The following is a 19,202-nucleotide window of genomic DNA, read 5'->3' as shown; positions in this document are numbered from 1 at the left end:
GCTTCATAATCAAGAATTTCTATTGTCATAATAATCCTTTCCTAATATGTCCTGTTGCTTCCTAGCATAAAGGACATATATTTTTATTTTTAAATTATTAATACTACTTTTATTATTTTTATTCATTCCACAAATCGTGGGCTCAAAAATAAATTGTGAAATTTTAAAAAACATTGAGGCATTCGATTCAATATTTATTTAATTTGCATTTAGCAAATGCTACTTGCTACTTGCTACTTAGCCCTTTTTACTAGACCATTAATTTAAAAAAAACTTGAATGTATTCGAAAAACAATTGTGTTATACAATTAACACTAATTTTGACATGAAAGGATTTTTAATAATTAATTACTTTAATAAAGTATAGGTTTAATAAAATAATTAATTATAATTGTTCAACAATTAAAAATGAGAGTTTTATCTCTCATTTAATTTCTTATTAAATCTAACTAAGGTTGCAATACGTCCTTCTAAATTAAAACTCAATATGTATATTTATCATCAGCAATAAAACTATTATTTTTAACCATTCATTTTGGGCATTGTAATTTATATTCACCATAATCAATAAGAATAGATTGTGGTTTATCTTTAACAATTTGTTTTAAACCAATATATTATGTTTTATAATTACGAAAGAATACATTCTAAATTTCTAAAACCACCAATTTCACAAATAAAAATTTAAAACTGTCTATCCAAAAGTGGTCCAGTATTTAGGGCTAACCACCATATTAAAAATTATTAATAATAAAAGTGATAATAATATTATCACTTTTTAAATTATTTTCTTAGAGAAAATTTGATTTATTGCATTTATTTGTCAAAAGATGATTTTGTAAATCTGTAGAATTTATTTGTTCTTTTCAAGAATTTGATTCATTAATTATTTTTTGTATTTCTAAATGTCCATTTCTAGTAGCTCATCTGCAGCAAGTTCAATTGTTGCCTGTGACTTTGAAACAAAAGCACCAATATTAAATGGTAAATATGCAAAATTATTAGGATGATATAGTGATGAAAATACAAGTTTAATTAATCAAGAATTAAAGAAGGATGATACTACTGGTAAAGAGAAGTATTCAATTGAGGCTGATGACACAAAAATTACGATGACTAATTTTAAAAACAGTTTATTAAACGCAAACGAAATTAGAAATCCAAATCAAGCAAAAGATGCTGATGCTGCAGCATTTTTGAAAGAATTAGGAATTACAAGTGGTAGTGAAAATGAAGAATATTCACCTGATGATGTTAAAAAAATCACTACCTTATCTGCAAAAATTACAAGTACTGAAGCAGGTAAAACTGAAGAAAATAATACAGGAACTGATTTTAAAGTTCTTGTTGGTACTTGTCAAATTGATATTATAAGTAAAGATGATGATAGTGATCTTATACTATCAATACTGCTAAAAATGATGGGTTATACATTTCAAAAATAGTTATTACTGAACTTATTAGTGATAAAAATGGTTTAAAATTAACTGTTGCGCAAGGATTTAAACAAGGTGAATCTGTTACTGATTTTAAATTAGTAATAAAATCAGAAAGTAAACAAAAACAATTTGATTCTCTAGTTCAACTATTAAATACAAATGTTAGTACCCAGTTTCATGCTAGAGTTGCTGATGATCCATTAGTAACAGGAAATTTTAGAAATTTAAAAGTTTATTTAGCAATATATTTTGGTGATGTTCATCTTTTACCTAGAATAGACTGTGGTATACCATCAACTGTTTAAATCATTAAATATTTTAAAAAATATAATGAGAGTTGTTGTTAATTATCATATTTTTTTGTTACTATTAATATAAGTGAAAAATAATTTAGAATTAGACATTTGAAATCGATAGTAATTAAAGTGATAACATTTATAAGTTAAAAAATTAAACTTTAAATGAGGACACAATTGTATCTTTCAATTTTATTAAGTGATATTATTAATTATAAAAATTAAAGAAGGAGAAAAAAATGTTAAAAGCAGGAAATATATTAATATTTATTGTTTTTATTTTAGAATCAATATTTGTAATTCCTTTATTATGAACAATACCTGGTTTTATTTTATACAAAAAAGTAAGTAAAGGTGAAGCGACTACTGATCAAAAAATTGCTTTAGCAATATTAGGAATTATCTTTGGTGCTGCATTAGGTATTATTGGTGGTATTTTTATATTAGTTGATTTAAACAATGATGAAAATAAAATCCAAAGATATTAATAAAAAAACATCATTAATTAATGATGTTTTTTTATTTTTTTAAATAGTTTTCCATTGGTTTTAATAAAAATTATTATATAATTTTTATAGTTTGATTTAAAAACAACTTAAAATTATTAACTAGGAGGAAAACAAATATGGAAGTTATTATTTTAGAAGCCACAAATCTGATGAATGAAATAATTTTACGTTATAAAAATGAAATTAACAAAATTCGCACCGGAAGAGCTAATCCTAATATCTTAGAAGGAATTAATGTTAGATGTTATGGTGGTGTTGATAGTTTAAGTAATATTGCCCAAGTTAAAGTAGCAGAAGCACATCAATTATTAATTAAACCATATGATCGTAGTTTAATTAAAGACGTTACAGAAGCTGTTACAAAAGCTGATTTGAAATTACAAATTAAAAGCGAAGCAGAAAATATACGTTTAATTTTCCCACAATTAACAGAAGACGTTCGTAAAACTTTAGTTAAAGATTTGAGTAAAAAAACTGAAGAATATAAAGTTAAAATCCGTAATTGTCGACGTGATGCTGTTCAAAATCTGAAAAAAATAAAATTACCAGAAGATCAAGAAAAGCATGCAGAAACTACAATTCAAGATTTAACTGATAGTAAAATTAAAGAACTTGTATTAATAGAAAACAATAAAAAAGCCGATTTAATGAAAATTTAGCAATAAAGCAATAAATAGTTAGGGGTTAAATATTGTGAAAAAAAAGATAATAAATAAAGAAAATATAAAATCTAAAGTTTCTTTTTTTGCAAAACTTAGTAATTTTTTTAGAACCTATCGAAACCGTATTCTTACAAGCTTTATGTTAATTGCTTGTGGTGTATTATGAATGTTTATTGGGGCAGTTTATTTAGAATCAATTTTTGGTAATAAACCACAGTGATCAGCCTATACATTTATGATAATTAATAATTTAATTTTTATTGGTTGTTTATGAGAAATTATTAATTTAAAAAAAGAATCAAATTGATCAATTGTACTTAAAATTTCTATAATTTTAACAGGAGTCATACTTTTATGAGTTCCGCTTGGTAAAGAAACTTTTGGTCCATATATTTATAATCATTATTGATTTGAAACTTGAATGACTTTATTAATTTTATTATTTTTCATTTGTATTTTTATTTTAATTGCTTGACGAAGTAAAAATTTTCAATTAAGTGATGTTATTTTTATTTTTACTTGAATTATTTATTTAGTGTTTGTTGTTAAAGCTGTTAATTTTTTAATGTTATCAGAAATTAAACTTTCAAAACTAGGATGACCAACATTATTGTTTTTATTCATTATTGTTATGTCTAATGATGTTGGTGCTTTTATTGGTGGTATAATTTATGGTAAAACAAAAATGGCACCAAGTGTATCACCAAATAAAACTTGAGAAGGTGCTATTACTGGTTTAATAACAGCAATTATTTTAAGTATGATAACAGTAACTGTTTTTTTAGAAACAAGTAATTATAATCCCTTACCTTTTTTAGAAGTTAATAGTAAAGCACCAATCTATATTGCTTATTTTGCTACTAGTTTTATTCTTTCAATTGCTAGTCAAATGGGTGATTTATTATTTTCTTATTTGAAACGTAATTATCATGTTAAGGATTTTTCAAATATTTTACCTGGACATGGAGGATTATTAGATCGTTTAGATTCATTTTCAACAGTAGTTATTTTTGGTTCTCTAATTACTCTAGCAGCTATTACTTAATATATAAAATTTAAGGATGAAGTTATGTATATATTTTTAGCCATTTTAATTGGTTTATTTACAATATTATTTTTAATTACCTTGCATGAATTTGCTCATTTTGTAATTGCTAAATTATCAGGAGCATATGTATATGAATTTGCTATTGGTATGGGACCAAAACTTTTGCAGTGAGGTAAAAAAGAAACACGTTATACTTTAAGACTATTACCATTGGGTGGTTATGTTTCTATTGCTTCAGAAATTGCTGATGCTCCTAAAGGATGAGAAGATGAAGTAATTGATAGTAAACGAATGATGGAAAACTTGCAACGTGGTAAAAAAGCAGCTTTCATTAGTGCAGGTGCACTAATGAATTTATTATTAGCTTTTATTTTATTAATGATTGGATATGCAATTTATCCACATAAATATGATCCTAACTTGCCACCAACCTATGCAACAACAGGACCATTATATGAAGCTGTTCAAAAATATAATAAAGATAATCCAAGTTTACCAATTTTAGATACTGATGCTATTACTAGTATTTATAATACTGGTGATATTGAATCTAAACAATCAATTAAATCATATTATGATTTACAAACATGATTAAGTAAATATAATAAAAAGACTACTAATGGTACAGTTATTGCTGATTACAAAATTACTTTTGATAATAAAGACGATAAAACTGTTATTTTTAAACCTGTAAAACAAAAAGGGGTACTATTCATTGGTGTTAGTCAAGGTAGTTATTATTTAAATGCAGGGCAAGTTATTAGTAATGGTATCATTGATACTTTTAAAGATAGTTACAGTCTTTTACAAGCATTAGGACAATTAGTTACTTTTCATTGACAAAATTTATCAGGACCTGTTGGCATTGTTAAATCAACTAATAGTTTTTTAAATCCTGATTTATCATCAACACAAGCAGCAAGTACATATTTTCGTTGAGCAGCATTATTATCATCTAATTTATTTTTATTAAATATGTTACCAATTCCGCCATTGGATGGTTATAAATTTGTTGAAAATGCAGTTGAAGCGATAACAAGAAAAAAATTAAATGAAAAATATAAAATTATTGTCAGTATTGCTGGAGCTATATTATTTTTAGTTATCTTTATTGCTATTACTATTAAAGATATATTTTTTTAATCTTTACTTTATAATAAAATCCTATTATAAATAGGATAATAAATTTGAATGAAAAAGTTTTGAGCAATTTTCTTAATTATTTATATTTTAAAAAATAAAATAGTTACTATTTTAAGTAAACAATATTGTTCACTTTTTATTTTATTTTGAAATAAATCTATAAGTATAAAAACTAAAATTTATATCGATTATTTGCTCCTAAGAGAATTATTTTTTCTTCAACAAATTTCTGAATAGCTATCATTGCATTTTCTGTTAAGGTATTAATCTAAGCTTTTAAATATTTTAATTTATGGATATTTTTTTAATTTATAAATGTTATTTAATTTTTCTGAATAACCTTTAATTTCAATATATTTCTTTTTAAAAATAAAAAAATAATAAATTTAAAAATGTATTAAAACTATATAAAATTACAATTTTATTACATGAGTTTTTATCTAAAATTAAATAATGTACATTTAAATTTTCGGATTTCTTGATTTATGTTTGTTTATTTGTTTTTCTTCTTCAATTTTTTTTAATGTCTCTTCTTGTTTTTTAGCTTTTGCAAGTAATAAATCAAGTTTTCTACTTTCTTGTTCTACATCATGTAATAATTTTGCTGCTTTTTCTTTTTCATTCATAATATTTTTTCTCCCTTTCTTTTAAATATTTATTTTTAAAAATATCCAAAATACAGTATAAAATTTTTCATAAAAATTAAAAGATAAAATAAATATTTTTAAATAAAATTATGATTTATTAACTCAAAAGTAAGGATGTTATTTTTTTAATTATTATGCTTAAAAATTGAAAATATGTTATACTAACATCATAATAAACTAAATTATTAAAGACCATTAGGTTCGACTTATTCTTTTTTATTAGATAAGTGGAACCTAATTATTTTTAAATAAAAAAGGATGTGAAAATTATGTCAGCGCAACAACAGCAACAACCAAGTAAAGAAATTTTTGATAAATTACAAGGTGAAAAAGATAAAAAAGAAAAAGCAAATACTTCTTCTGGTGGTGGTAGTAGAAATTGAATTGTAAAAATTGCAAAAGATGTCACTTATATTTCTTTTTTTCCATACATATGACTAAAAAAACTTTTAGTTTCACTATTTAATAATCGAACTAAAAAGCCTAAACTAAATCAGTCAGTTAATATTATTAAAAATAAAGATAATGTTAATCAAAAAAATAATGTTTCTACAAATAGTAATGGACAAGTTAGTTTTAAAGAAGTAGATGCACTAGATCCAGAAAATGAATCAGTAGCAGAAGCACTAAATTTAAATGGTAATGCTACTAATCCATTCCAAAATGTTGCACATAGTTGTAATCGTGAAGAAATTCCATTATTTTCAAAAACAACTTCTGGAAAAAAATTAACTACTTAAATTATTTAAAATATTTATTAGTTCGTTCTAAATCAATAATATTATCAACATCCCAATGGCAATCAAATGATAAAACATAAGGTTTTAATTCAAAATTATGTTTAATACTATTACTAATTAAATATTTACCAACCATTGTTGTTTGCAATACAAGTTCTTGTTGTGCATTTATTAAATCTTCACCAAGAACTTTTGCTCATTTTTTAGTAATATAACTTCATTCTCCCGCCAAGAAACTATCCTTTTTTTTACTTTTAATAATATCAATAATATTACCATTCTTGTTTAATTTATAACTTCAATCTTCTTTGATATTATCATGATCACGATTAATAGCGGCCATCATATTAGTTGAAAAATTATTTAAAAAAATATTTTTTGTACTAATCATATCACCAGAAATAATAAAAATATCATCTTGACCATTAAAATATGATGATACTAATGTCAAAGCATAACCACTATTATAATCAAGGAAATGTTGATTATTTATTAAGATTAATTTTGAATATTTATGAGTAAGAAAATTAAATTCATCTTTTAAATGACCAGTAATGACAATAATTTTTTTTAAATCATGTATTTCAATTAAATGATTAATTATATGTTCAATTAAAGTTAAACCTTTAAATTTAATTAACGATTTATGAACATTATTTGAGATAGGTTGTAATCTACTGCCAATTCCTGCTGCAAAAATAATAGCAACTTTCATTATTCCTCCTTTACTTAACAACAAAATTAACAATCTTATTTGGTATACAAATTGTCTTAATAATTGTTTTATCTTGCAATCAATGTTTTACTTTTTCTTCATTATTAACTACTTTTAAAAGTTCTTGATTATTTAAATTTTCTTTTACTACTAAAGTTATTTTCGTTTTACCATTAATCTGAATAGCAATAGTAACTTCACTAGTAATCAAAAATTTTTCATCATAACTTGGAAACTGACTTTTATTAATACTTTCTTTATTACCAAATTGAAATCATAATTCTTCAGCAATATGTGGAGCAAATGGATTTAATAATTTTAAAAAATTAACTAAATATTGTTGATAAATAGTTGGTGCTTTATAACAAGCATTGATAAAAATCATAAGTTGTGCAATAGCAGTATTAAAATTTAAATCATTAATATCATTAGTTACTTTTTTTACAGTTTGATGATAAATTGTATCTAATGATTTATCATTCTTAGTAGTAATTTTTATTTTATACTCATCTTTATTAACAAGACGATAAATACGCATTAAAAACTTATAACAACCAACTAAACCACTATTTAATCACGGTAAAGATGCTGTTAATGGTCCCATAAACATTTCATATATTCGCAAAGTATCAGCACCATATTCATTAATAATATCATCTGGATTAACAACATTACCGCATGATTTAGACATTTTTTCATTATTTTCACCAAGAATCATACCCTGATTTACCAATTTTAAAAATGGCTCTTTAACATTAACTAACTTTAAATCATATAGCACTAAATGTCAGAAACGAGCATACAATAAATGTAAAACAGCATGTTCTTGACCACCAATATATAAATCAACCGGTAATCAATAGTTAAAACGTTTTTGCGCAATAGCACTATTAAAATCACAATAAGTACCATCATCATTTTTTAAAATATATGCTAAATAATATCAACAACTACCTGCTCATTGTGGCATTGTATTAATTTCTCTTTTTCCTTTTACACCATCTTTTCTAGTTACATGTAATCAGGAATTTGGTGCATTAGTTAAAGGTGCATTCCCCGAATTAGATGGCTTAATATTAGTCATTTTTGGTAATAATACTGGTAATTGTTGTTCATCTACTGTTGAGATTGTACCATCTTCTCAATAAATTATCGGAAAAGGTTCACCTCAATAACGTTGACGAGAAAAAAGTCAATCTCGTAACTTATATGCAGTATGTACTTTTCCTTGTTTTAAAGTTAGTAATTTTTTAATAATTAAATTAGTAGCTGTTTCTAAATCCTTACCATTAATAAAATCAGAGTTAATATATTCACTAGTATCCAAAAATGGTTCATTTTTATTATTAGTTTTCATAATAAAATTGATTGGTAACTTTTTATTTTTAGCAAAAATAAAATCACGACTATCATGTGCAGGAACACCCATAATTGCTCCTGTCCCATAATGATTTAAAACATAATCACCAACTCAAATTGGTAATTTACTTTTAGTAAAAGGATGAATAGCATAACTTCCAGTAAAAACACCAGATTTTAAAGTATCATCTCCTTGACGCATTAAATCTGTTTTAGTTTTAGCAGCTAAACAGTATTGAGTAACTGCTTGCGAATATTCACTAGTTGTTAAATCATGAATTAATGGATGTTCAGGGGCAAGTACTAAAAATGAAACACCAAAAATAGTATCAACCCTTGAAGTAAAAATAGAAACCTTACATTTATTATTTTCAACTATAAAATCAACTAGTGTTCCAACACTTTTACCAATTCAATTACGTTGTAATTCCTTAACACTATTTGGTCAATCTAAATCATCTAATCCTTTTAATAATTTTTCAGCATACTTAGTAATTTTTAAAACCCACTGACGCATTGGTTTTTTAATAACTGGGAAATTACCACGTTCAGAAACCATATGACCATTAATGTTAATTATTTCTTCATTAGCTAAAACAGTTCCTAACTGTTCACAAAAATTAACTTCAACATCTTTAATTTCAGCTAACCCTTGTTCATAAAGTTTAATGAAAATTCATTGTGTTCACTTATAATATTGAGGATCTGTAGTATTAACTTCTTTATTATAATCAAAACTTAGACCAATACTTTGTAATTGTTTACGAAAATTATTAATGTTTTGTTTAGTAAATGTCTCTGGATTATTACCTGTATTTAAGGCATATTGCTCGGCTGGTAAACCAAAAGCATCTCAACCAATTGGATGTAAAACATTAAAACCATTCATTATTTTAACTCGTGAAATAACATCAGTAGCACAATAACCTTTAGGATGACCAACATGTAAACCTGATCCTGAAGGATAAGGGAACATATCAAGAATATATGATTTTGGTTTTTTATTATCATCAATGTTTGTTTTAAAAGTTTCATTTTTTAATCAATACTGCTGTCATTTTTTTTCTATTTGTTGGTGATTATAACTCATGTTTTTCTCCTTTAATATGTTCAGGTAAAGTAATCATAAAACCATAATATCATAATCATTTAACAAGTTGCAATGTTTACTTATTGATTAAATTATATTTTAAATATTTTGTTAATTATCAATCAATGTTATTAAACTATTTACTAATATTTATTTTCTACAAAAATGAAATAGTTTTTATTGTATTTCAAATAAAATATACTATATAATTATCGTTAATATTAAATAAATTCAAAGGAGGATTCTATGAACACACAAAAAGTTTTAAATAAGTCTTTAAAACAAAAAACAAAGCAGCAAAAAATAGGCTTAGGAGAACTGATGTGACTTTGGATTTAATTATACTTGCACAATAGCTTTTCCTATGTCTTTTATAGGAATATATTATTGAAATAATGGCGGAGTTGGATTACATCTAATCTGAATTATGATTTTAGGCGCTATAATTGCTAGTATTAGTGCATGTGCTTTTTTAAAATGTAGTAAAGTTTATGCTGGTAATAATGGTTGGAGCATATATTTATGTTAGGGCAACTTTTGGTCGTTTTTGAGGATGAATAATCGGCTTTATGCAATATATCATTTTACCATCTACTGTTATTGGTGGTATTATTTCAATGTTTAGAATTAACTTAAACCAATTATCATTTTTTTCATGATTACCTGATAGATGATCTAATTTATTTATTGATAGTTTAGGAATTATAGTTTATTGTTTGGTTACAAGTTGTATCTATTTTGGATTAAGAGGTTTTCGTTGATTTGTTAATATTTCAGGAATCATTAAATGACTGTCAACTTGTTTTTTGATTATTTGTGCCATTATTCTGGTAATCAAAAATGGCACTATAGTTTATCAACAAGCATTTGTTGGTACTAAACATCTTCATTTTACAATTAATATTTTTAATAATGCTTTTAGCAATTTTTTCTACTTTTTCCTTGGTTTTGAGACCTTTACTGTTATTGGAAAAAATGTTAAAAATCCTAATAAAAATTTAGGTAGGGGAACAATTATTGTCTTATTTTTGACAACTATTTTTTATTTAATTATTACAATTTTAGTTATTGGTGCCATCAGTTCACAAGCACCTAATGGTAATAACGGATGAGCAAATGGTGGTAATAATTATAATCCAAATAATGTTATTGCTGGGATTGCTGGTACAACAGGTATCATTTTACTAGTTATTTGTACTTTATCAATTAAATTGAATGGTGTAATACAAGTAGCGCTATATTCTGGAGCTATGCTACAACCATTAGCGAAAGAAGGATACATTAGTGAAAAAATAGCCAAATTAAATAAAGAAAATATTGCAATGTATGGTAATACTATTAATTTTATAATTACAATTATAGTTTGTATTATTATGCTAATAATTCCGGATTTAATTGGAATTAGTTTTAATTACAACCAAATGTTGGGATTTACAACTAATATAACAATCTTTGTTTATCTTTTTGTTATAACAGCAACTTGTGTTATGGGTTATTATAAAAAATAAGGGAGCGTGTCGAAGATGTCAATAACTAAAAAGTTTTAAAAATAGCGCCTTTCTTTTTTTTACCCTTGAATTAAAAATAAATTATAAAAGACGAGAATAAAAATCTTGTCTTTTTTTGTAATTGTAAAATTTTAAAATTTTTAATAACCGTCTTTAACTCTATTATCAACACGTGTTAGGGAACTAAAAAAGTGAACTACAACACAGTTGTTAAAAATAGTAGCTAGCATGTGGACTTGCATGGATAAATAAAAAGTGGAGTGATACCTAATAAAATATACTAACCATTTAATGGTAATTCTTGGGGTGGGAGCGAATTGGAAACTAGTATATATAGACCTGTTGTAGGAACCTATTGTATTAATTCTATTCTTTATTTAACCAACCTTGCCACTATCAAGTGAGCAAGTGTTGGTTTTATTTTTTATTTTTTTTGAAAAATTTTTTGGGCGAGAAAATAAATTTCAAACTTGTAAAAAAAATTGAGCGGTGCCGGTTCAATTAAAATATTAATTTGCTAAATGCAAATTAAATAAATATTGAATCGAATGCCTCAATGTTTTTTAAAATTTCACAATTTATTTTTGAGCCCACGATTTGTGGAATGAATAAAACTAATAAAAATAGTATTAATAATTTAAAAATAAAAATATATGTCCTTTATGCTAGGAAGCAACAGGACATATTAGGAAAGGATTATTATGACAATAGAAATTCTTGATTATGAAGCACTAAGAAAGATTGATAAAAAAATTAAAAAAAGAAGAAAAAGATGTGTTGAATGTAATGAATTATATGAAGATGACAAAATCAATATGCTTTATTACTTTAAAACAGAATTAGAATCAGAACAACACGATATTAGAAAATTTGAAGATGATTATGATATTGCTGAACATTTAGATTATACAAACCCATATGGATATGTTTGTGATTGATNTTGATGATACAAGTGGTGTTGATTTTAGTAATTTACCAAATAATCAAATATTTAAAACAGTACAAACAAAAAGACAATATACTTTAGTAATGTTTGAAGAACATATTACAATTGATGATTATTTACAATTTTTTTGTGTATTTAATGATGAAAATGAAAATATTGGTGGTAATAGTGGTAAAAATCAAGATAGACAATTATTATATATTTCAAATGTAACAAATTATTATAGTCCTTATAATGGTGCATTTAGTATGCAAGTATTAACTTTTAGTAGTTTAAATGATAGAGTAGTTTCTAGTGGTCAAAATACACTTGATTTTGTACAATATGCAAGCCCAGGTAGTGGTTATGCTTTCCCAACTATTCAACAAGGAAAAGTAACTTTAAATCGTACTTTAATGCGTGATATTGGAGTAAGATATAGTCATAGACAAAGTTATGGATTAGAATTATTAACAAGTTGTTATTATTATGGAAGACCAATAATTCAAGGTCAAGAACCAATACAACAAAATAATGAAGAAATATTTGAAAGTAAAGTATTTGCTTCAAGAAGATTATTTATTGCTGGTAATAATGAAAAATCTACAACTGAAGTTAAAAATAATGGTGGTTTACTTGCTGGAATAAATGATAAAATAACAACAAGTAGTCATCCAGAAACTACATTTTATAATATTATGGACGCAAAACCAACTGGATTTACTCATTATGATACATGACAAAAATTTTTAGAAGCAAGAAAATTTGATATGTTAGCTCAAAAAGATTTTCAAGGAATATTAACATGTAATAAAGAATTAGCAATTAAAAGTAATGGTGATGCTATTGGTAAAGCAAAATTCTTTTGAGATAGTGAATGAAATATAAATAATTTACAAGGTGAATATAATGTTGATATGAGTAGTAATTTTAAATATAAAGACCCAGATACTGGATTAGTTATTGGTTCACCAACTGTTGATTATAAAAAAATATCACAAAAATATATGTCAGCAATATTAAATTTTAATAGTGTAGTATTTAGTTCATTAATTCAAATGCCTTATGATAGTGTACAATGATTACCATTTGCTTTAAGTTCAATTCCATTAGTAGGTAAATTATTAAATGCTTTAACATTAGGTATTCCAGTAGGATTTATTATTACTCAAAATTCTCAACAATATAAAAATATGCCATTTTTTAATGGATTTATGAGTGCATTTTTTGCTTCAAATTTATCAAGTATTATTGGTAATAATGATAATAATTGATTTATTCCTTTAAATGTATTTAGTAATTCAAGTGAGTTTGCATTAGGTAAAATGTTAGGTTCACATGTTTCAACAACTGCTATGACAATGAAATTAAGTGATAGAGTAAGTGTTTATCCATGAGATGCTAAAACTGGTAAAAAGTTAGAAGTAAAAGAACAAATAAGTACAGTTGATTTATCACAAAAGAAAACAAAAGAAATTTTTAATCATATAATAGATGATAAAGTATATATAATGGCAGAAGATACAGAATTTTTAGATATTGCTTCACCATTAACTAATGAAGATACTGAATGTCAATGAAATCCGACAAGTAATGGAGTTATTGATGGGTCAAATTATGCTTATATTATTGATACAATTGTTACACAAAGTTTACATCAAGGTGAAGAAAGACATACATTTTATAGTGATAATCCTTTTACTTATCAAGGTGATTATAATGAAATATCAATTGCTCAGTTTAGATATAATAATATGGGATATTTAACTGGTAATGCTTTTAATTGAACTACTTTATATAAATTAAATCATGATGAATATAGTGAAACAGAAGAAACAACATTTAGTTATCCAGCAAAAATATTACCACCAAGTCCACAAAATATAGCCAAAACATTATTATTTATTCCGGATAATCCTACATATAGTGCTGATTTACCAATAAAAAATTTATTTGTTGTAAATGAAAATAATCAATTAATTTATAATGAAGACAAATGAATTAATAATGTTGGTTTAAAAATTAAACCATTGGAAATTAATTTAGATATAAAATCTAAGTTAGACCCTACATTATTAATTAATAGCTTTGAAGATTTACAAAGATATTATAAGTCAATAGATTTATATATTTCATGAGATTATAAAACTAACGAATATAAAGGTGGAAAAGCAGATTTTTTAAATACAAAAGAACATTTTATTTTAAAAAATCATACACAAATGTATCCTTTTGATTTAAAAGATTTAAGATATTATAAAGATAATAAATATTTAGAAATTAAAAGTAATAATGTAATACACCCGTATCAAGCCGGTAATTATATGGAATATTATGCATTGGCTACAATTAATAAAAAAGTTAATAATATTAATCAATTATATAATTTATTTGATAATAGCGCTATTACATCTGTAACAGCAAGCAATGAACCAAATCCAATTATTCATAAATATAGTATTAGTGATATTACTACAACATATTTAGGTTTTCAAAATTTAGATAATAGCAGATTAAATTTTAAAATACAAATATTTCCAATTTATCTATATGCTACTTTTCATGAATATTTTAATGAACCATTATCTCCAGAATACAAAGAACAATGAATAATAAGGCAAGTAGAAAATTATACATTAACAATTTCAAAAATTGTATTAAATTCAAGATAAAAATATATTATTTTATGATATAATGCCCTAATAAGGAGTTGTTAACTATTATGAAAAATATTTTTTGTTATCTTAAAAGAAAAAAAAACAATATAATTTATTATGAAATTGATAATCATAGTAAGATTAAATTTAATAAAAAAAAGAAAAAATGAATAACAATTATTTGAAAAAATGGAATAATACATAAAAAATGTAATATTCTCTTAAAAGAGATAGATTTTAATTTAATAAATAAACCAGATGAAAAATTAGGTTATTTTTTTCTTAAAAGTAAAAAAGTTAAACAACATTGAACAAGAATAAAATTACAAAATGATAAATTATTATTTGAAGTAGACCCTAAATTTGATATAACTCCTTTATTTCCATGATTAACTAAAAAATTTAGTTTAAATTATAATAATTTTTTCAGTACAATAAGTAAAATAAAAGACATAAGTAACCAAAATAATATTTCCCCACAAGCTTAAATATTAATGTATAATTTATTCTAATACTTATCAAGGGTTATAGAGAAAGATAAGTATATAATCTCACTGTATATGATTAGGTTGGCACCTAATTAAAAAGTTACCATTTAGGTAACTTTTTTATATAAAAAAAATATTAGTAAGGCAGGACGTATTGCAACCTTAGTTAGATTTAATAAGAAATTAAATGAGAGATAAAACTCTCATTTTTAATTGTTGAACAATTATAATTAATTATTTTATTAAACCTATACTTTATTAAAGTAATTAATTATTCCAAATTTAATAAAAATTATAAAAGCTATTGTATAGGAATTTGCAAATAGTAATTTTTGTCATGCTCTTTTACAACTTGATATTTTTTGGTTCCCCCTCCCTCCAGACCTCCTACCCCCAAGGCTTTTGCTACCTATAGTAGCAATAAGCCTATACGTATAGTAGTAGAAGTATTTAGTTAGTAGTATATAAGCCTTTTATCACTGTAGGTGATAAGGCTTATACGTAGAAAGGATTTGTAATGATTAATGTTAATTTAGATATTAAAAATAAAGTTAGAGAAACAACTAAAGGTATGTTATTAGAAATTGGTGAATATGAAACATGATTTCCTATTAAAGATACTATTATTAATCAAAATAATAAAAAAATAACATTAAAAATAATTGAAGATTTTAATTATAAATTAGGTAAAAAATCAATTACAAAAGATATTGAAAGTATTAAAGGGCTACTTAGCCCTTTTTACTAGACCATTAATTTAAAAAAAACTTGAATGTATTCGAAAAACAATTGTGTTATACAATTAACACTAATTTTGACATGAAAGGATTTTTAATAATGGATAAAATTAANTTGTGATTATTACTGGTTCAAAATTACTATTACGATCTCTTGGTACATCAATTTCAATTTTACCTTGTTGAGTTATTAATTTTTTTGATGTTGTACCATTACGAACATTGTCATTATTACTGCGTTGATTTCTTTCGTGTCCTAAATAATTTTGCATCTCAGAATTCAACATTTTTTCTACCAATCGTTTAGTTAATTCTTTATATAAGCCTCCCTCTTTAAAAACTGTTGTTAAATCCTCAGTATTTTCTAATAATAAATCTACTGCTTTTGATATTGGATCATTGTTATTAAGATTATCTTTTTTAGCCATCTGTAACTCACTCTTTCTAGATATATAAATTATATTTACTAGAATTAATTAAACATAGTTATTTTTGTAAGTCACACAGATTACTAAACATTCCCGAAAAAAAAACATGATTAATAGTTATTAGTTTTATTTATTTAATTATATCAATTTATTATTTAGGAACATTAATCTATTGAGATAAATTTTATGATAATGTAAGTATTATTACTGATGATATGACTAAATATTTTAGTAGTGGAAGAATGTTTTTAATTAAAATGTTATCATTGTGATTTGTTGTTTCTATTGCTTTTTTTATAGGTTGAATAATTTTAAAAGTTACAAAAAATAAAATAAAAACTAACCAAAATAATATTTCCCCACAATCTTAAATATTAATGTATAATATGAAAATACTTACCTAAGGGGTTAGAAAAGGTAAGTTGTATATATCAATTTATTTCATTTATATTTAAACTTAGGTTGGCACCTAATTAAAAAGTTACCTAAATGGTAACTTTTTTATATAAAAAAAATATTAGTAAGGCAACACTAATGTACTTAGTTCATTATTATTTCAAATAAATACCATACTAATATAATAAAATTATATCATATTTTCTATATTAAATATAGATAATTTAATTATTTATCTCATATTTGTGTTTCTCTAACTAAATTTAAAATATCTTTAAAAGCACTTAATTTACCAACTTCTAAAAAATATTCAGATGTTCCTATGACTAAATCATCAAATCTATTTTCTATATCTTTTTCTCATGAAAATAATTGTTCTCTTAAAAAATCTTTATTAATTAAATTTATTTTATCTTTATTCATATTTACTCCTTATATTTATTTAATTCTTTATTTACATTATTATTAATATTTTCTTTTAATATATTTTCAATAATGTCTTTTGCCATATTTTCTTTCATTTCATTTAAAGCATTAGTAAATTCTTCATTATGTTTTGAACAAAAAGATAATTTATTTTCTCTTGCATATGTATAAATTCTTTTATTATTATCATTTAAATATCAAGTTTTTTTTAATTCAATTTCAATTTTAATTTGACAATCTTTTGCCATACATTTAATTATATGTATCATTACTTAATTCCTTCAATTTCAATATCAAAGTAATTTAACTTATTTTCTAAATGTTTTAAACAATAATAAAGATTAAATGAAAAATTATATTCATTAAATGGTGTTAATTTGGGAATGTTTAGTAATCTGTGTGACTTACAAAAATAACTATGTTTAATTAATTCTAGTAAATATAATTTATATATCTAGAAAGAGTGAGTTACAGATGGCTAAAAAAGATAATCTTAATAACAATGATCNCATCTAATAATTGAGATTACTTATATGAATATTATATTAATGAATTACAATTAGAAAATTTTAAAGGAGTGTAAAAATAATGAATAGATTAGAATTACAAAATGCAATGAAATTAATAGAAAAATTTGAAGAATTACAAGAAGAATTTAATAGTAAATATGAAGATTTTGAAGTTGAAATTGATAATGATGGGGATTTAAAAATTAGTAATGATTATTTTATATATGAAGATGTAAATAAATTAGAACAAGTAATTATTGATTATAAAAGAATTTTTAAAGGTTAAAGGAGATGAATAGAAATGGTAGCAGCCCCAAAAAAGAAACCAGAAGATTTAATTATTAAACAAATTCATATTAGATTAAATAAAAATGATTATTATGAATTAAAAAAGATGTGTTTAGAAGAAGATATTACAATTAATAGTTTTGTAAAAAATTTAATTAAAAATGCAATTAAAAAAAATAGAAAGAGTGATCATAATGAATAATTTATATAAAAAAATACTTAAATTACAATTAGAAATTGGTAATACACCTAAAAATGGTTTTAATACTCATGGTAATTATAAATATTGATTATTAAGTGATATTTTTAATAAATTAAAAGTACTATGTAGAGAATTAAATATACTTATTTTACATTCAGATATTTCAGAAAATATTAATATAAATAAAATAGAAAATATTAAAGAATTTATAGATAAAAATAATAATAAAATACAAAATGTAACAAAAGAAATAGAAGTTTCATATCAAAAAAAATATTCAATTATTGATTTAGATAATATAGAATTTAGAGAAGATTTTAATATTTTTGCTTGTGCTAAAAATACAGATATAGCAAAAGCAAAAGGTAGTGCAGAAACTTATGCTTATAGATATTTTTTAATGAATTTACTTTTATTAAGTGAAGATGAACTTGACCCAGATAATGATAATGTTAATTTAATTCAAAATAATAAACAACAAAATAATTATATTAATAATAATATAAAAATACAAAATGAAAAATGAGAACCAAGTGAAAAACAATTAGATTATTTTGAAAAATATATGATTACAAATACAGTTTTATTTGATGAATGTATAAGAGAAGATATGGAAAGATTAAATCCAAGTAATAATAAAGATTTTTTAATATTAATGGGTGAAAATTATTTAAAAGTATTATTTGATAAATTTAAAGAAATTCGTGAAAGATTTAAAAATTTAAAAAATAATAATAAAAATGAATATAGAAATTATGAATAAATGTAAATATTGTAATAAAAAAATTTGATTAACTAATTATTGATGTATGAATTGTTTAGCAATATTAGTTATGAATTTAAATAAAAATAAGGAGAATAAATAATGACTAATTATTTACTTTCAATTGACCCAAGTATTAAAAATACTGGATTTACATTATGAGAAAAAGTGGGAATGTTTAGTAATCTGTGTGACTTACAAAAATAACTATGTTTAATTAATTCTAG

The 19,202-nt window shown here is 23.4% G+C and carries 18 protein-coding genes; 12 read left to right on the top strand and 6 right to left on the bottom strand.

Annotated features, from left to right (window positions below; translation table 4 throughout):
* Nucleotides 1-905: 905 nt before the first annotated feature.
* The 5 genes from SPIRDC1_RS10730 (at nt 906) to SPIRDC1_RS06545 (ending at nt 5,097) form a co-directional block, all read left to right on the top strand.
* Complete coding sequence (locus tag SPIRDC1_RS10730) at nt 906-1,445, top strand: hypothetical protein (protein WP_174481088.1); 540 nt, start codon at nt 906-908, stop codon at nt 1,443-1,445.
* Between the two features lie 529 nt (nt 1,446-1,974).
* On the top strand, nt 1,975-2,223 hold the full coding sequence (locus SPIRDC1_RS06560; protein WP_174481087.1) for a hypothetical protein: 249 nt from the start codon (nt 1,975-1,977) through the stop codon (nt 2,221-2,223).
* Between the two features lie 137 nt (nt 2,224-2,360).
* A complete protein-coding gene (locus SPIRDC1_RS06555; protein WP_174481086.1) occupies nt 2,361-2,903 on the top strand; it encodes a ribosome-recycling factor in 543 nt (180 codons plus the stop codon).
* A gap of 34 nt (nt 2,904-2,937) precedes the next feature.
* A complete protein-coding gene (locus SPIRDC1_RS06550; RefSeq protein ID WP_174481085.1) occupies nt 2,938-3,951 on the top strand; it encodes a phosphatidate cytidylyltransferase in 1,014 nt (337 codons plus the stop codon).
* Nucleotides 3,952-3,975: 24 nt separating this feature from the next.
* Entirely contained in the window at nt 3,976-5,097 is a 1,122-nt protein-coding gene (locus SPIRDC1_RS06545; RefSeq protein WP_174481084.1) for a site-2 protease family protein, read from the top strand.
* Between the two features lie 461 nt (nt 5,098-5,558).
* On the opposite strand, the gene SPIRDC1_RS06540 is transcribed toward SPIRDC1_RS06545, so the two are convergent.
* A complete protein-coding gene (locus tag SPIRDC1_RS06540) occupies nt 5,559-5,723 on the bottom strand; it encodes a hypothetical protein (protein WP_174481083.1) in 165 nt (54 codons plus the stop codon).
* A gap of 290 nt (nt 5,724-6,013) precedes the next feature.
* Here SPIRDC1_RS06540 and SPIRDC1_RS06535 point away from each other — a divergent pair, with 290 nt between their 5' ends.
* Nucleotides 6,014-6,484 (top strand): hypothetical protein, encoded by a 471-nt coding sequence (locus SPIRDC1_RS06535; RefSeq protein WP_174481082.1) that lies wholly within the window; start codon nt 6,014-6,016, stop codon nt 6,482-6,484.
* A 1-nt stretch (nt 6,485) separates the two neighbouring features.
* Here SPIRDC1_RS06535 and SPIRDC1_RS06530 read toward each other — a convergent pair whose 3' ends face one another.
* Together SPIRDC1_RS06530 and leuS are read right to left on the bottom strand one after the other, a co-directional pair.
* Nucleotides 6,486-7,199, bottom strand: a complete 714-nt coding sequence (locus SPIRDC1_RS06530; protein WP_174481081.1) for a sugar phosphate nucleotidyltransferase — start codon at nt 7,197-7,199, stop codon at nt 6,486-6,488.
* 10 nt (nt 7,200-7,209) lie between these two features.
* The gene (leuS, locus tag SPIRDC1_RS06525) at nt 7,210-9,648 is read right to left on the bottom strand and encodes a leucine--tRNA ligase (RefSeq protein ID WP_174481080.1); all 2,439 of its coding nucleotides are present in this window, start codon (nt 9,646-9,648) and stop codon (nt 7,210-7,212) included.
* Nucleotides 9,649-10,217: 569 nt separating this feature from the next.
* Between leuS and SPIRDC1_RS06520 the strand changes: the two genes are divergently transcribed.
* From SPIRDC1_RS06520 to SPIRDC1_RS06500, 3 genes are all read left to right on the top strand, one after another.
* Nucleotides 10,218-11,156: an amino acid permease gene (locus tag SPIRDC1_RS06520; protein ID WP_174481079.1), complete on the top strand. Its 939-nt coding sequence runs from the start codon at nt 10,218-10,220 to the stop codon at nt 11,154-11,156.
* Between the two features lie 3,647 nt (nt 11,157-14,803).
* A complete protein-coding gene (locus SPIRDC1_RS06505) occupies nt 14,804-15,226 on the top strand; it encodes a hypothetical protein (protein WP_174481076.1) in 423 nt (140 codons plus the stop codon).
* 517 nt (nt 15,227-15,743) lie between these two features.
* Nucleotides 15,744-15,974, top strand: coding sequence for a hypothetical protein (locus tag SPIRDC1_RS06500; RefSeq protein WP_174481075.1), 231 nt, complete (start codon nt 15,744-15,746; stop codon nt 15,972-15,974).
* 104 nt (nt 15,975-16,078) lie between these two features.
* On the opposite strand, the gene SPIRDC1_RS10530 is transcribed toward SPIRDC1_RS06500, so the two are convergent.
* The 3 genes from SPIRDC1_RS10530 to SPIRDC1_RS06485 form a co-directional block, all read right to left on the bottom strand.
* Nucleotides 16,079-16,391: transposase (locus SPIRDC1_RS10530; protein ID WP_368668559.1), on the bottom strand; the 313-nt coding region annotated here is incomplete at its 3' end.
* Between the two features lie 624 nt (nt 16,392-17,015).
* Entirely contained in the window at nt 17,016-17,210 is a 195-nt protein-coding gene (locus SPIRDC1_RS06490) for a hypothetical protein (RefSeq protein WP_174481073.1), read from the bottom strand.
* A 2-nt stretch (nt 17,211-17,212) separates the two neighbouring features.
* Nucleotides 17,213-17,482, bottom strand: a complete 270-nt coding sequence (locus SPIRDC1_RS06485; RefSeq protein ID WP_174481072.1) for a hypothetical protein — start codon at nt 17,480-17,482, stop codon at nt 17,213-17,215.
* A gap of 319 nt (nt 17,483-17,801) precedes the next feature.
* Between SPIRDC1_RS06485 and SPIRDC1_RS06480 the strand changes: the two genes are divergently transcribed.
* Genes SPIRDC1_RS06480 through SPIRDC1_RS06470 form a run of 3 tightly spaced genes read left to right on the top strand, consistent with a single transcriptional unit; the run spans nt 17,802 to nt 18,975 of the window.
* A complete protein-coding gene (locus SPIRDC1_RS06480) occupies nt 17,802-18,008 on the top strand; it encodes a hypothetical protein (RefSeq protein ID WP_174480552.1) in 207 nt (68 codons plus the stop codon).
* Between the two features lie 15 nt (nt 18,009-18,023).
* Nucleotides 18,024-18,212: a hypothetical protein gene (locus SPIRDC1_RS06475; RefSeq protein ID WP_174481071.1), complete on the top strand. Its 189-nt coding sequence runs from the start codon at nt 18,024-18,026 to the stop codon at nt 18,210-18,212.
* Nucleotides 18,205-18,975, top strand: a complete 771-nt coding sequence (locus tag SPIRDC1_RS06470) for an ERF family protein (protein WP_174481070.1) — start codon at nt 18,205-18,207, stop codon at nt 18,973-18,975. Before SPIRDC1_RS06475 ends, SPIRDC1_RS06470 begins: the two co-directional genes overlap by 8 nt.
* Nucleotides 18,976-19,202 lie beyond the last annotated feature (227 nt).

Origin of the sequence: Spiroplasma endosymbiont of Danaus chrysippus (assembly GCF_902809815.1) — a bacterium.
In the GTDB taxonomy this organism is placed as follows: domain Bacteria; phylum Bacillota_I; class Bacilli_A; order Mycoplasmatales; family VBWQ01; genus Spiroplasma_E.
Note: the sequence above shows the minus strand (reverse complement) of the source record. Positions and strands in the feature narration are given on the sequence as shown.